Source organism: Paenibacillus sp. sgz302164 (assembly GCF_056120505.1).
The window spans coordinates 237,115-250,827 of record NZ_JBVYOL010000011.1; the positions used below are offsets into that span (position 1 = coordinate 237,115).

Here is a 13,713-nt window from a genome sequence, read left to right on the forward strand (position 1 = left end):
CACTCTCCTGTTAGATGTAAAGGTCCAGTTCCAATACCAAGCTTTTACCCGATAGTCAGATCCGCCCCCCATAACTCCGGAATTCCCGTAGATACTGCTATGGCCCCCTTTTGGATAGGAGCGATCATTTGCTCCCGTGTACTGATCAGCCCGCCGGTAATGATAGGAATATCTGTTTGTTTTTTTATCGTAGCCACCATATCCGGAAGCAAGCCCGGCAATAGCTCAATGGCATCCGGCTTCGTCTCCTGAAACGATTCCATGCCGGTTTGCAATGCATCGAAATCGATAAGAAAGAGTCGCTGGATCGTTAGCAGGTTCAGTTTTTTGGCATGCTGGATCACTGTGTTTTTGGTGCTGATAATTCCGGTCGGTTTGATATAATTGGCAATAAATTCAAGACTTTCTCTGTTCGATTGAAGCTCGCGAAACTTTTCCATGTGCAAAAACACAAAGAGGTTGTGAGATTTGTAAAAATCAACATAGCGCTTAATCATGCCGATATTTCCGGCAAAAAGAAATACCCCGCTCACTTGATGTTCAAGCACTTTCTCAATATGCTTGACTTGCGTTACGGAAGCGACTTTCTTATATGTTGCAAGTGACAAGTAAAACTCTTCTTTCCTCACCCTGATCACCTCCTTATCGCACTAAGTAAAAAAAACCTATAGTAAGAGAAGAACACAAGAATGGTTCATCTCACTATAGGTTTCTTATATCTCCAACCCAAACTTTTTTATATTCACTTGTTATTATTAGCATACAACCGTATTGTTAAGAAGGTATCATCGACACTTTGATTTTTTGTAAACCTGCTTTAGTTTAACCTTTCATCGATCGCATGAAACGATTGCGACTGATACTGGTCAAAGCCCAATAGTTCCTTGAAATAACGATATCCGGTCTCAATGCTCCACCTCACGTCATAATAGCGCAGGATGGTGACGAGATTCAGGCTCTTATCCGTGCAGAGGATAAGAGTCAGCCAGATCGGTTTTATAAACTCTGAATCGACCTTATAGGTCGATGCTTAGCACAAGAAGGAATTCGCCGGGGATTTTCCGAATACATACTTCTCGTATTCTTTAAGTGGCAATTTACTAATTTTGTTTGTCTTTTATAGAAAGGTATTTCAATTTTGGGGTTGGTTTAAATCTGTAAAAAATAAAAAGCTGCCACGTACCATAACTACTCTTCTTTTTTTAGTGGCTGTTGCATTGATTTTTTTTCCCATTTATGTTACAGAAGTACGTATATAATAGTTCGTCGGAATTCCTGACCAGTTTGAGTTTTACCTTTGGGATAGCCGGAGTATTGGCTTTAATGAAATCTGAATCCTCTTTTACAGATTTTAAAATTCTCATTAATGCACACTCCCGTTACCTATATTGTAATTCGCGGTCAATATTCAGCGGGGATACATGCTTTTGAATTGTGCGAAGTATTCTTCAGTAAAGCTTAATGCTGGATATTTTAATGGTTGTATATTGAATTGATATGTAAGCGTCAAACAGCCAACCTTGCGGCGATAATTTTGACATAAAACGCAACGAACCCATTTAATTAAGTGGGTTTGTTACGTTTTATCTTCTATAATAGCAGAGAAAAATGAAAATACTGCCAGCAAAATCGCAAAATCAGAGTGAATTTTTAATACCGAGACAGCTATTTTATTTGGGGGGAGGCTTATAATACTTTGCTTAAAATTACATAATACGAAAAACTATAAAGGACGTGTTAGTATTTGGATTATGCAGCTCAAAATACCAATGACACCCGCTATTATTGCTGTGACGGACACTGTTTTGTTCAATGGCTTTGACATTAATTTTGCAACCCCTATGATTAGTAAAAAAATTGCAGCCACTAAACTAGCGTATATGGAAACTACATTCCATGAAAACATGTTTATTCCTCCAGGCGTTTTTTTACTTTAATTATGAACGAGGCCAAATGTAATAGACAGGGGGAGAATAGAAGCCTCTAAAATATACTCCTTTGAATCCTCCTTACTATCTGCTAGTCCAATTGCAGCACTACCTAGCCATAAAATACCAGAAACGATAGCTGTAATAACTGACGAATCAGCTGTAATAATCCCGGCTGCTTGTAGTGCCGCTGTATTTTAGTAGCTTTTCTAGGAAGCTGTTTGGACTTGATTAGGAACAGCCTTCCATGCTGACCCACTGCCAACAATTACCATATTATTACTTTTCTAAAGTGAGCTTGATTTGCTTACCAAACACCATTCATTTCAAAGGTTTCACTTTTTTCTTGGCAGTCCTGTTCCAACATTCCATCATGTATTGTTAAAATTCTATTACAACCAGATGCAACTTTCTGATCGTGTGTAATAATTATTACTGTCTTGCCCTCTTTGTTAATTTGCTGCAATAACTTCATTATTTCATAGCCAGTTTTTTCGTCTAAGGAACCAGTTGGCTCGTCTGCCAATATTATTGATGGATCTCCTACAATTGCTCTGGCTATTGCAACCCTTTGCTGTTGTCCGCCAGAAAGCTGATTCGGGTATTTATTCATGTGCTCCAAAAGCCCCAATTCTTCTAGGCACTTGGCAGCTAATTCCCTGGTTTTCTTGGAATACTTGCGAAATGTTAAAGGTAATTCCACATTCTCTATCGCGGTTAATTTGTCTATAAGGCAAAAGTTTTGGAAGACAAACCCAAAAAGTTTGTTTCTCAAATATGCTACTTCTCTTTTTCTTAATTTAAATGGATCGGTATCATTAACTAAATATGTACCTTCAGTTGGCTTATCAAGACAACCTAATATATTTAATAATGTCGATTTCCCAGATCCTGAGGAACCCATTATTGCGATCATTTCTCCATGATCAATCGTTAGCGAAATTGATTTCAGCGCATAGTTTTCTATAGTACCGTTAGTATACTTTTTAGAAATATCCCTGGTGACCATTTGAACCATTTTTACTTCCCCCGAATCAATGTTATTGGCTGACATCTTAATAGTTTATAAAGCGGCACTATAGATGCTAAAATTGAAATAAGGACTAAAATCAGAAATGAAATTACGACACTATACATTCCTAATTCAATAGTTGCCTGAGTTTTTAAGCCGATAATTATGAGTCTGGATAAAAATAATCCTAGAACTAAAGAACTCATAACAAGAAATAATATCTCTCCAACAACTTGCAATGTGATGGAAGTAATTGTAGCCCCATAAGCAAACCTTATACCAAATTCTCTATATCTTCTGGAGATCAAAATTAAAATAACCCCTATTAAACCAAACATCGATAAAGTCAAAAGCAGTGCCGCGAATACGATTGAAAATAAAACTAAAGTTTTATTCATTGACTTCAAGTCTTCTATTTGGCTTGCAACGGTGTCAATTCTCGAATTGAAATTATATTTTTTTGATATTTCTTCGATATTCTGTTTCAATTTTTCTAAATCTTCTTGTTTTTTTAAATCTATCATTACATTTGTTGAGATTCTGGAAAATAATTGTTCACCAAATTGTTGCTCAATTTGAAGTGGCGCAAATATCATGTAGTCTCCATTCAATATAAAGTCATGTAATGAATTACTTCCTCCTTTCCAAAACTTCGTATTACTTTTAAGTATACCGACAACTTGGAATTTTTTTGGTGTTATGCTTAGTTTTTTATCGTCAGGTATACCCGTTTGTATAATTGATCCTATTGGATAATTTTTTGAAATCTCAAAACCAATCATAACTGGTATTGTATCGTTGGCACTAACTGAGATATCATTTTCATTTAACTTTCTTCCTACGGCAATTTTAAACATGTTTGAAGATAAATAATCCGAATCAAGAAAAGCCATGTTGACACGATTATTTTCAATTTTATCGTTGTTTTTATTATGAATCGGCAAATTACTGACGAGATAAGAATACATGCTTCGTACTTCATCTAGTTTTTTAATTTCTTCTAAGAAGTTAATTAAATTATTATTTGTCATGGAATTACTTCGATCAACGAATAATCGTATCGTATTCAGACTTGTCATTTGCGAAATAGTGTTCGTATATTTGTTTGTTCCTTCAATGATGCCTAGTCCAAGGGAAAGCGATAAAAAACCTATGCTAAGTTGAATCACTACCAATACTGGCCTAATTCCTTGTTTGAAGATAGTTCTATATAACGACTTAATATAAAAGTACATGTCTGCTCCTCTTTAATCATTTCGAATAATTTCTATCGGTTCTAACCGCAAAGCCCACTTTATAGGTGCAATTGAAGTGCTCAATCCAACCACTATTGATGTCAACACTGCAAAAATAAAATTGATGTAGGATACTTCCAAATCATTAAGTACCCCCATTTTTATAAGGAAAATAAATACTATTTTTTGCATTATTATTGCAGTTATTGCAGCCAAAACACTAAGAACCAAAACCTCAATAAATATCATTTTAATAATGGAACCGTTCGTTTCACCTAATGCCTTACGTATTCCAATCTCCTTTTTTCTTTCTAAAATCCAAAATAATGAGAGATTTACAACGTTCATAATAGCAACAAATAGAATCAATAGTCCTAAAAGAGACGTTATGATAATACTATTCCATACTTGCCCTCCATCTACAAAGTTATTTGCCGGACGTGTTTCTGTTACATGTATATGGGGATCGATTTGATGGATGGCGGATTGTATGGCTTCTTTTTCCTTAATGGGGTCTTTGCCATTACCTCTTATTAAAATGTTAATATTACTTTGGATAGCGTCTTTAGTTATCAAAGGAATTGATGTTAATGGAATGTAAATTGCATTATCCCATTGAGTATTTTTTCTTAGATGTCCAATAATTCCAATAACTTTATAATTTTCATTTTCAATATTTAACGCTTCGCTGGTACCAAACCATTCTTCCAAATTTCTTCCAACAACTGCTACATGATCCGAATTGCTTATCTCTTTGTTACTAATATACCTCCCTTTAATCAATGGGGGTACCCACTCAGGAAGATGACGATATTGAACTCCTATGATTGAACTATGATCTCCGTTAGGCAGAATTCTCTCTATGCCAACTTGAATTTCTGCTTCATCCGAGTTTGTTGCAATTAAGTTAATCAAGGTTGAAAATGTAATATTAGAATTATTGGATAATGAAATCAGTTCAAGATGCTGAGGGTCACCAGAAGTTGTTTCTAGAGAAGTTTGTCGTGCGTTCTGAACAATACTTATACCGGTACTAACTACAACGATACTTAATAGGTAACCTATCATAACAAGGCTAACTGCTACAGTATGAATTCGCCATTCTCTAATTAAATTAATTAGCATGAAAATCACTCCACATGCAAAGTAAAACGCTCGAACATGTACAATCTCGATAGATGCCTGTGCCGTTTTCATGGATTTACCGTCTCTTAAAAGTTGTACATCCTTTATTTCGACGGAGTGGAAATAAATCCCTTTATTTCAACTTATTTAGTTGTTTGTACAGTTTTATAGTAGGTGTTAAAATACAATGTGATTAGCATACGACAAATTTCCGGAGGAAACTTAATATGGAAAAACGAAATAAGCACGAAGTAAAAAGAGAAATTTCTTATCAGCGTTTTTTAGATGCGGCTTTAATTGTTTTTGCAGAAAAAGGATATGAAAAAGGGTCACTTTCAGAAATATCTAAGAAAGCAGGATACACGAAGGGGGCCTTCTATCATATTTTTAAAACAAAAGAAGAATTGTTTGTTGTGATATTGGAATCACGATTAAATAAATTTAAAGAAAAGTTTCTATCAGAATTTTATTCATCAAGACCTTCTTCAGAGAATGCTGTAGTAGAGGGTATTAGAATGTGCTTGAAATTGATGAAAGAGGATCAGTGGATTCCAATATTTTTTGAGTTTTATGCCCAGGCAATGAGGGATGATAAAATTAAAAAAATTGTAACTGAACATTATAAAGATTGGGTTTCCTTTATTGCTGAATTTATTGAAAAAGAAGCCATACCCCAAAAAAAATTAGATACTTTACAAGCTGAGGTGATTACTCGCGTTTTAATTGCCTTGGTGGACGGATTCAATCTTCAAAATACTCTTCAACCTGATTCAATTTCTTTTGATTTATATGAACCAGCAATTAAAAGGATACTTGGAATAGATGAATAGACCGAAGCATAAAAAAATGTTTACAAAATTTGCGTCATGGTATATATTGTAAATTAAATACATACCATACGGTAGGTATTAAGCTGAAGGAGGTATTATTAATGAAAAAGCATGTTTTAGTTCCTCTGCTTTCAGCATGTATATTTTTGATGTCTGTGTCATCCGCGTTTGCGGCCTCCGACACACCTAGCAGCAAAGATCAACTGGCCATTTCGAAAGCAAGTAAATTTTCTGAAGATAAGGTTGTGCTATCTCCTGGAAAGAAACTTGATGAGGTTAAAGCTCAGATTCTGGCTGACGATGAGAAAGCAAGATCTGAGGCCGCTATTCCTCATGATGATAAACAACGTAAAAAAATTCAGGAGGACTTTGATAAACTACAAAATGAAAAAAAATTAAAAAACGCACCTACTACAGCCATTGCCGCTACTGCAGCTACTACTTATACAAATAGTTTTTATGGAGCTACGACCAATGGAAGCGTTTTGGTCGCAAGTGGAGGAAGTAGTGGAAATCATGCTTGTTCTTATTCATTAACTGGATACTGTCATGCTGGTATTTGGGAGTCTTCTCTTCTTCAGATTCGTACTGCTAATACAGATAAAGGCGTAAAATATGAAGACCCAACATATTGGCAACAGTTCAATTATGTAACAGAATTAAGTGTCCCGGCTGCGACCTCTCAACAGAGAGATGATGCAGCTTCCCAAGCCACTACTTATTCGGGTACATACAGTGTAGCAACTACGCTTTATTCAAATGATACGTGGTATTGTTCAAAAGTAGCTTGGCGGGCTTACAAGGACGCAGCAACTATGGATATTGCTCCTCTGGCTATTAACTGGGTTACTCCAGGAGACTTGTACGCAAGTTCTCGGACAAGTGTTGTTAAATACTACACCTAAAAAAGAACCAAGCCAATTTTCTTGGCTTGGTTCTTTTTTAAGACAAAGGTCAATGAAAGGAAGTTAGAGGTTATGCGCAAAATTTGGATAACTATCTGCTCTATTTTAATATTCATTTGTGGTTGTAGTTCAAATAACTACAATAAAATTAATAAAGTACAGCCCATATCAGAAGACCATATCATATCCTACTTACCATTTGAGAAAAGTATAGCTGTCATAGATTCAAAAAATCAAAAAGTTGATAAAAAAGTATCAATAGGTAAATTCAGCACTACAATGGATTATGCTCCTAACGGAAAAGTATATATAGGACTTACGGATGATGCTGGCGACTCGACGGCTTATATCGCTGTACTGGATCCGCATCAAGGGACGTTAAAATATGTACCCACTGAATACACGACCACGCGGGTTAAAATAACTAGTGATGGAACAGCCTACTTTATTACGTTAATTTCCCCCCATGGAAATGATTCAGCGATTTTAGTTATGGATACAAATAAAGACGAAATAACAGGGGTCGTCACTCTTCCAATGATGGCGTTATATTCGGGGGGAACGGGAATAAGTGATTATGATGGCCACCATGTTTTAATTGTAGGGCATGATCGTCAAGGGAATCAACGTGTCTATGTGGTTGGAACACCACAGGAACAAGTAAAGGAATTGATTAATCTAGATGAAGAACCAACAATAGCAAAATCTATTTTATACGATCAATCGAAACAACTGCTTTATGCTCTTCACTACGTTAAAAAGGATTACTCGGATCACGATTTGGAACTAATGTTTCCGAATAAACCAATTGATAGAAATCTAGTTCAGTCGCATCTTTCAATTTGGGATGTAAAGACAAAATCGTTAAAAAGGAAGATTCCTCTTCCTCATAATAATGGGATGCAATTGATTCAAGATTCAAATGGAATGCTTTATTTTTCGTATGATAAACAGCCTTATATCGATATCATAAATCCCGATACAGGAGAGTTAAAAACTCTAAACGTTGGTTCAAGCTCTGGGTACATGTTTATAAAAGAAAACAACTTGTATGTATCATCAAATCCTCCAAGCAATGAAGTTTTTATCTACGAACTTTCAAGTTTAAAACAAATTGCAAAGATTGATAACGTTGGAACTATGCCTGTTTTTGCTGATAGATATCTTCCCTAGCAAACCATACGCATAACGACTACCAAATTAAATTTATGGGATTAAATCCAGTTTGTGCTCAGGCAATATATTTGTGTCGTTGGACTACTTGATTACGAATATATTGAGGAAGGGGAGACATTTATGGTTACAAAATTAAAAACGAAAATGTCGATAGCTTCAGTGGTGTTTATTGCAATTGCTTTTATTGTAATCCTAGGTTATGTTGTGTTATTTGGTTTACCGTGGAAAAAGGACGAAGCCGTAAGAGAATTTATAACACAGCAAAGCAAATATGATGTGTCACAAAATAATTTTCTGTCAATCGATGGTTTCTATGATTCTAAGAGCAGTAGTTACGGAGTTATAGTAGTTTATAAGGATGAGCCCGATGTCAAGTACACTTACGAAATAGGTGCTCATGGTTTGTTTTATCAGACTGGAGCAACAGCTATAGGAAGGCATTTGGAAAGAAAATGATGACATACCGGAGATCATAGTTGTATTTGTAATTGCAAATGTGTCCGCAGTAAAATGTCGAAGAGCCTTTAACAATCTTTCACGGATTTAGGTAAAATATTTATAATCGTACATGATAGAGTAACATTCAATCAATATTAGGTGTCTATTATATTTCGAGGAAATAACAGGAAAAGGTGGGTGATATTTAGGGGGGCGAAAAATACAGATCGATCCTAAGTGTGACTGTTGGTTGTCTGTTGGCTATCATTCTATTTTGATTTAGGAACAATACGAGGAGGAAGTAAAATCATGAAAAGAGTTCTAAGTTTAATACTATCTATTTTTTTTGTATTTTGCATTGGCACTACCTCAGTCCTTGCACAAACTATTCCCAATAATGGCGAAGCTAATATAGGGAATAACAAAGTTTCTATCCTTGTCGATAACCAAAATAAAAAAGTTGTTAGAGTCTCCGATGGCGTTAATATCTCTCTAGTAACCTATGATAAAAAAAGTGGCGACATTGAAATTCGAGAAAATAGCAACTCTGTACAAAAGATAAATATTAATTCTGCTATTCAAAATCAACAAGAAAGGATGCGAGCGAATACATCTAACAATATCAAAGCCTCCATGCTAACAAGTGCATCAGCCTCCGGAGTTGAAAGCTGGTGGGGGTATTCATACTATATTACATTTTACGATAGTGGCACTACATATTGGAAACTTTACCATGGAATGGACAGTAAATCTCGATATCAAACTACCGATAATTATAGCAATTTGGATAATTACCGAAAAGCTGTGAATGCTACAGCTAATGCTGAAATAGCAGCTTACGCTTCTTTAGGTGTAGCGGCAACTTCAGCAATCGCAGGTGTTCTTGCTGCCCCTGCTTCAGCAGGTCTGTCAACAATTATTGGAATTGTTGTTGCAGTCGGAGGAAGCTTAACAGTTGCATATCAGGTTGCAAATGCATATTTCAATTCTAAAGATTGTGTTTTTTATTATAATCAGATATAATCGCCGATGATAAATTTCGTATTATTAAAATATGGCTCAGTAATTATCCCTTTTCTTTGTATAATTTTACTCACATACCAGTGCAGAAAAGTTATATTATTTAACAAATACAGTTTATATCCATATGTAATGATTGCGGTTATTATTGAAACATTGTGTTTAATTATTTCACTTGTATTTATTGCTCTCTAAACTAAACTTAATACCTTGGTACAACAAACTCCCTCTGCGTTTAAGCAGCAAGGGAGTTTGTTGTTATGAAGATTTGATTTTTTCCCTTTTTGGGGTATGTTTTTGATTGGCATGTGGCGGGGCACCTATATGAGCCAACCACCACCTTTGGTTTTCTTTCTTTTTTTGGAAACTAGGTTTATTTAGGTCCTGATTTAATTACTGGTAAATATACCTAGAATATGATCTATTTTTACACGTATCTCGGCTGTACCCGTGATCGGGTTATTTTTTATCAAATTATTTTTCGACAAGAACTTTTGACTGTTCAGATGTTAGCATGGAAAAATGAAAATACTTCCAGGAAAATCAGAGCGGATTGTTTCTGTAATACGCAGTGAACTTCGTGGCGTCAATCTCTTTCGGCGGAGTTATATGGTCTGGCAGACCTATGCGAGAAGTTGCGGGTATCGGCTTTGTCACGTAGCAATTTTGGAGCGCTTCCAAAACAATTTGTAGCTAACTATTTCAATTTCTCGTATTATGTCAAATTTCCGTGAAAAAAAGATTGTATGATTAGCAAGAGCCAATATACAATCCTTCTTTAATTTGGTAAAATAATACTAATGGTTATGCCCAAAAATCGTAGAGTACATCTGTTTTCTTTTTCTCTGCTCTCATTGAGGAATGAAATGTACTATTAATAGCGCTAATTTCAATGCTGGAAAGGCATTTGGAGATTATCAAGGTATTACCTTCAAATGCGGTCTTCTTCATATTTTTTACTATTTCATGCAAATTTGGAGATAAAGTAATGACGGGCATTTGTAGATGCACCTCCTTTTTTGTCGAAATTATGATACTTCATAAACTATAACAAATAAAAAATATAAAAGGGAGACTATTTATGAAATTAAAACTGTTGCGATGGGGCATTTTTTTTCTAGTTGTATCTTTAATCTGGTGTCAGTTCGTCGCCCTGCGTTATCCCTTTATCGGAATTATTTTGAAGCAGAATGCACAACAAGAATGGGTAATCAAGGAACTTGATCCTGAAGGGGTTAATACGCAATTTGATTTACAAGTAGGTGATCGAATCTTACAAGTCGATGGACAATTGCCTAGCGAAACCCCCATGATTCGCAAGTCAAGTATAATTGAGCAGGCTCAACATATTGCGATCTCAAGGAACGGTAACGAACGCGAGATTTTCATCAACAAAAAAAATATCATAACAACGTTAATTATCGTTCCTCTACTTGGTGGAGTATTGAGCTTATTTATGGCTGGATTGCTTTTTATGAAAATGCGACATTCCTCTTCTGCACGTATGCTCACACTCGTTTTTCTAACGTGCGGGGTGATATGGCTCAGCTTAGGAGCATCCATTAGAGGAGACATACTTGGTAATCTGTTGATAACTAGCTTTATGATGGCTTTGCAGGTTATTTTTTTACACTTTTTATTTGTATTTTTTAAGGAAAAAGGGAATTTAATTTTACCTTTCAAGATACTGAGATATTTGTATGCTATCGTGATTGCTGAAGTAGGATATAACATCGTTTGCTTAGTTCCTTCCATCGCGGATGTGATTCGTCTTAAGGGATCTCCTCATGTATTAATATTTTTTTCGTTAATGCTCCTCGTGAATATTTCCATAATCTGTTATGTCTACTATAAGCATCGAAAAGAAATGTCTCCTTTGTCAACAATCATTAAGAGCGTGTTGATTAGTATGATTGTTTCTTTCATGCCATTTATTGGTTTATCTGTTCTTCCAAAACTAATAGTTGGTTATGCTATTATGGTGAACAGTTATACAAGCCTTTTCATCTTATTTCTCCCTATTTCTTTCGCTTATCTTATTGTTTCGGATCAATTATACGATATTGGTCTGGTGCTCAGACGTTTGCTTTTCGCTGTCACACTTGCCGTCATCCCATGCGGCCTTTTTACAGGCTTGTTCGCCCTTGTTTTTTTTCAAGTGGCGGATGTTAAGCAGTTCCTTTTCATCTTTTTCTCATCAGTGGCTCTAGTAGCAAGCCTACTCTATTCGGCGGAGCATTTGACGACCCGGTTCGAGGCGACTGTATTCCCTAGGAAATATATGCTGCGAACCGCTTTAAAGAAAATGTCTCGCAGCTTGGAGATAATTTCAAGCTTTCGCGAGCTGAAAGATTTGATCCTTGTTGATATCGTTGAAACGCTGGAAGTCAAGGGCGGGGCCATCGTCTTTCAATATCAGGATACGATCGAAACGATACATGAAGGAGACATTCATCCGGCGGAGATTGAACAGCTTATTCGTTCGTCCTCTCTTGCGAACCATCCCTTGTACAAAACTATCGAGATCAATCGCCATGAAGAATATACAAGTTATTTGATCCTGACCCGGAAGAAGACGAATACGCTTCTCAGCGAGGAAGAGCTCCAATGGCTGCATATGATTACCACTTATCTGGCGGTCAGCCTGGAAAATATTCATTTGATGCGGAAGTTGACCAGCCGTTTGAAGCATTTGGCTGCACAACTGCCGAGCGAACAGGATGCTCAGGATATTCAATGGTTCCGCAAGCTGGTGTTCGAATTGCAGGAGGATGAGCGGAGCCGCATCGCTACCGACCTTCACGATACGACGATGCAGGATTTGTTTTTTCTCAAGCGGAGATTTGTATCATTGTTCAACAAATACTCGATGAATCCGGAGGATCGGGAGCAGCTGAACGATATAATTAATTTTATCGAATTGATCAACTCGAATTTGCGGCAAAATTGTTTTGAGCTGAATCCGTATATGCTCAGCGAGCTCGGACTTATCCAAACGGTTCAAAAATGGCTGGATAAAGAAGCTTCCTACAGCCCTTTCAAGATTGAGTTTATTACTGAAAACGCGGAGGCAATCGAATCGAAAGAGCTGACCACGAAGAGACACATTTTCAGAATTGTCCAGGAACTTCTTAATAACGCCAAAAAACACTCGCAATCCACTCAAGTCACATTTAATATGAGTATGAGGGAACCATCCTACTTTTATTTGATTTACGAAGATGACGGCGTCGGTTTTGAGCATGAAGCCAGCGGTCCGGGGAACATTGGCGAGTCCGGAATCGGGATGAAGCAAATGAAGGGGCGCGTTCATTACCTGAACGGGCAATGGGAAATGAGTTCTTCCAAAGACAGCGGCGTGAGAATACAAATCATAATTCCAATGAAAGAGGTCTTATCCGCATGAGTGAGGGTGTCGAAACTGTAAAAGCGCTTGTGGTCGATGATCATCCTCTATTCGCGCAGGCTACGAAAAATTTGCTGGAAGAAATCGAAGGTATTGAAGTTATTGGCATAGCGGGCAGCGCAAAGCATTGCATGGAACTGCTTGCGGAGCTTCAACCCACTTTCATATTTCTCGATTACCGGCTTCCCGATCAAACCGGCACAGAAGTTGCCCAGCAAATCCAGAAGCTGTATCCGAACATTCATATTGTTATTTTTACCGGAATCGATACGAGCGATTTGTTGAATAATTTCATCGGTTTGAAAGTGAGCGGCATTTTGTCGAAGGAGTCCGGTGCGAGAACGATCAAAAATATGGTGAACTGCATTCTGGACAACCATACGATGCTGCCTATCTCTTTATTCCGGAACATGAGGCTGAGCGCGGAGAGAACCGGCGAAAGCGATCCGCTTACGAAAGAAGAAATTTTGATGATGAATATGCTTGTTAAGGGCCTGACCCACGAGCAAATTGCCGAGCAGATTCATATGAGCAGAAGAACGATCGATAATTATTTGAAAAAGGTTTACGGCAAACTGGGTGCGAAGTCCAAGATTGAAGCCGTCGAGAAGTTCGTTCAGAGAAAAGAATTCACGTAG

11 protein-coding genes are annotated in these 13,713 nt (G+C 36.8%); 7 read left to right on the plus strand and 4 right to left on the minus strand.

Going from position 1 to position 13,713, the window contains the following annotated elements; all coding sequences use genetic code 11:
* Nucleotides 1-44: 44 nt before the first annotated feature.
* From AC0LWT_RS19865 to AC0LWT_RS19880, 4 genes are all read right to left on the minus strand, one after another.
* A complete protein-coding gene (locus tag AC0LWT_RS19865; RefSeq protein ID WP_474682991.1) occupies nucleotides 45-629 on the minus strand; it encodes a glycerol-3-phosphate responsive antiterminator in 585 nt (194 codons plus the stop codon).
* 1,606 nt (nucleotides 630-2,235) lie between these two features.
* The gene (locus AC0LWT_RS19870; RefSeq protein ID WP_474682992.1) at nucleotides 2,236-2,946 is read right to left on the minus strand and encodes an ABC transporter ATP-binding protein; all 711 of its coding nucleotides are present in this window, start codon (nucleotides 2,944-2,946) and stop codon (nucleotides 2,236-2,238) included.
* Nucleotides 2,947-2,948: 2 nt separating this feature from the next.
* Nucleotides 2,949-4,175 (minus strand): ABC transporter permease, encoded by a 1,227-nt coding sequence (locus AC0LWT_RS19875; protein ID WP_474682993.1) that lies wholly within the window; start codon nucleotides 4,173-4,175, stop codon nucleotides 2,949-2,951.
* Between the two features lie 12 nt (nucleotides 4,176-4,187).
* The gene (locus tag AC0LWT_RS19880) at nucleotides 4,188-5,372 is read right to left on the minus strand and encodes an ABC transporter permease (RefSeq protein WP_474682994.1); all 1,185 of its coding nucleotides are present in this window, start codon (nucleotides 5,370-5,372) and stop codon (nucleotides 4,188-4,190) included.
* A gap of 155 nt (nucleotides 5,373-5,527) precedes the next feature.
* On the opposite strand from AC0LWT_RS19880, the gene AC0LWT_RS19885 reads away from it, so the two are divergent.
* The 7 genes from AC0LWT_RS19885 to AC0LWT_RS19915 all read left to right on the plus strand — a co-directional run bounded on the left by AC0LWT_RS19885 (nucleotide 5,528) and on the right by AC0LWT_RS19915 (nucleotide 13,713).
* Complete coding sequence (locus tag AC0LWT_RS19885; protein ID WP_474682995.1) at nucleotides 5,528-6,130, plus strand: TetR/AcrR family transcriptional regulator; 603 nt, start codon at nucleotides 5,528-5,530, stop codon at nucleotides 6,128-6,130.
* A 101-nt stretch (nucleotides 6,131-6,231) separates the two neighbouring features.
* A complete protein-coding gene (locus AC0LWT_RS19890) occupies nucleotides 6,232-7,035 on the plus strand; it encodes a hypothetical protein (protein WP_474682996.1) in 804 nt (267 codons plus the stop codon).
* A gap of 72 nt (nucleotides 7,036-7,107) precedes the next feature.
* Entirely contained in the window at nucleotides 7,108-8,208 is a 1,101-nt protein-coding gene (locus tag AC0LWT_RS19895) for a YncE family protein (RefSeq protein WP_474682997.1), read from the plus strand.
* Nucleotides 8,209-8,331: 123 nt separating this feature from the next.
* Nucleotides 8,332-8,667, plus strand: coding sequence for a DUF3139 domain-containing protein (locus tag AC0LWT_RS19900; RefSeq protein WP_474682998.1), 336 nt, complete (start codon nucleotides 8,332-8,334; stop codon nucleotides 8,665-8,667).
* Nucleotides 8,668-8,958: 291 nt separating this feature from the next.
* Entirely contained in the window at nucleotides 8,959-9,672 is a 714-nt protein-coding gene (locus AC0LWT_RS19905; RefSeq protein WP_474682999.1) for a geobacillin-26 family protein, read from the plus strand.
* 1,078 nt (nucleotides 9,673-10,750) lie between these two features.
* Nucleotides 10,751-13,075 (plus strand): sensor histidine kinase, encoded by a 2,325-nt coding sequence (locus AC0LWT_RS19910; RefSeq protein WP_474683000.1) that lies wholly within the window; start codon nucleotides 10,751-10,753, stop codon nucleotides 13,073-13,075.
* Nucleotides 13,072-13,713 carry a response regulator transcription factor gene (locus AC0LWT_RS19915; protein ID WP_474683001.1) on the plus strand — a complete coding sequence of 214 codons (642 nt, stop codon included), beginning with the start codon at nucleotides 13,072-13,074 and terminating at the stop codon, nucleotides 13,711-13,713. The genes AC0LWT_RS19910 and AC0LWT_RS19915 overlap by 4 nt, the downstream gene beginning before the upstream one ends.